Source organism: Roseateles sp. P5_B10, assembly GCF_056400485.1.
Window position 1 is genome coordinate 1 of record NZ_JBFULE010000973.1, and the last position, 1,770, is coordinate 1,770.

Here is a 1,770-nt window from a genome sequence, read left to right on the forward strand (position 1 = left end):
TCCTCGCGCAGCACGCGGCCCATGGTCAGCTCGGCCGAGCCCGGCGGCGGGCCGTAGTTGTTGGCGAGGTCGAAGTGGGTGATGCCGCGGTCGAAGGCGCCCAGCAGCATCGTGCGGGCGTTGTCGTAACGGTCGACGTCGCCGAAGTTGTGCCACAGGCCGAGCGACAAGGTCGGCAGCAGCAAACCGCTGCGCCCGCTGCGGCGATAGGGTTGGCGGTCGTATCGCGAGGAATCGGGCGTGTGGCTCATGCGAGATGGAGGGCGCGAGGCCGCTGAAGATGGCGGTGAAGGCAGGAGCGGGATGGTAGTCGCCGCTTCCTCAGGCGTGCGCTGCTTCGAGCGCCTGCACGAGCGTCGCCGCGGCCCGGGTGGGCGCGGGGTCGTGGCGGTAGATGCAGGCGAAGCTGCAGTCATACCTCAGCTCATCGACGGACACGGCGCGCAGGCGGCCGGCGTCGACAAAGGGATGGGCGTAGTGGTCGGGCAGGAAGCCAACGAAGCAGCCGGTCAGGATCAGTGTGGCGACGCCTTCCTGGTCGGACGCCGTGGCCGCACGCTCCAGCTTTTGTCGGTGCGTCAGCACCAGGTTGGGCGAGTGGTAGCCCAGGCCCGCCAGTTGCTGGCCTCTCAGGTCCGCCCAGCTCCAGCGGTGGTCGGCCTTGAACCAGGGGTGGCTGCTGCCGGCGTAGAGGTGCATCTGCTCGCCGAACAGCGGCCGGTAGGCCAGGCTCTCCGACCTTCGATGCTCCGGGATGACGCCGACCTGGAACTGACCCGACAGTACGCCCTGCTCGATGTCCGTGATGGTGCCGACATGGATGTGCAGCTTCACGCCCGGYGCCGTCTCGTTGAACTGCGCCAGCGCGCGGTCGATGTGGCAGGCGGGGTTGCTGACGGTCTTCTCGAACAGCGCCAGGTGCAGCTCGCCGCCGATCTGGTGGTGGATCTCTTCCAATCGGGCGCGGAAGTCGGTGGTGGCGGACAGCAGTTGCAGCGCCGCCGCGTAGAGCTCGGCGCCCTCGGCCGTCAGCGCAAACCCGGCGCGGCCGCGGCGGCACAGCACGAGGCCGAGGCGCTCCTCCAGGTCCTTGATCTGCCGGCTGATGGTCGGCATGCCGACGTTGAGCTCCAGCTCCGCCGCCGCCATGCCGCCGCATTCGAMGACGGCTTTGAAGACCCTGAGCAGGCGCAGGTCGACGTCTGCAATCTGGCCGGGAAGACGCGCGTCGTTTGGTTTCATCTGGCGGCAAGTAGACATGGCGATGTTGTCATTGTCTACAAGCATTGGCCCGGGCACGATGCGGCGCAAACCACTCGCACGAGCAGCCATGACTCAGACCGCCGACCGACCCGCAGGATGGATGGACGCCCACTGGATGCCCTTCACCGGCAACCGGCAGTTCAAGGCCAACCCCCGCATCCTGACCGGCGCCGCCGGCGCCTACTATCGGACCGACGACGGCCGGCAGATCTTCGACGGCCTGTCGGGCCTGTGGTGCACAGGCCTGGGCCACGGGCGAACGGAGATCGTCGACGCCGTCAGCCGCCAGGCGCGCGAGCTGGACTACTCGCCGGCCTTCCAGTTCGGCCACCCGCTGTCCTTCGAGCTGGCCAACAAGATCGTCGAGAAGATGCCTGCGGGGCTGAACCGCGTGTTCTTCACCGGCTCGGGCTCGGAGTCGGCCGACACGGCGCTGAAAATGGCGCGGGCCTACTGGCGCGCCAAGGGCCAGGCCGGCAAGACGCGGCTGATCGGCCGCGCCAAGGG

The 1,770-nt window shown here is 68.4% G+C and carries 3 protein-coding genes; 1 reads left to right on the forward strand and 2 read right to left on the reverse strand.

From position 1 onward, the window contains the following. The coding region (locus tag AC1DU6_RS29895) for an aldo/keto reductase (protein WP_477861657.1) at positions 1 to 251 on the reverse strand (251 nt) is incomplete at its 3' end. Between the two features lie 70 nt (positions 252 to 321). Beyond that, positions 322 to 1,260, reverse strand: a complete 939-nt coding sequence (locus AC1DU6_RS29900) for a LysR family transcriptional regulator (protein ID WP_477861658.1) — start codon at positions 1,258 to 1,260, stop codon at positions 322 to 324. 70 nt (positions 1,261 to 1,330) lie between these two features. Here AC1DU6_RS29900 and AC1DU6_RS29905 point away from each other — a divergent pair. Then, on the forward strand, positions 1,331 to 1,770 hold a 440-nt coding region (locus AC1DU6_RS29905), incomplete at its 3' end, for an aminotransferase class III-fold pyridoxal phosphate-dependent enzyme (protein WP_477861660.1).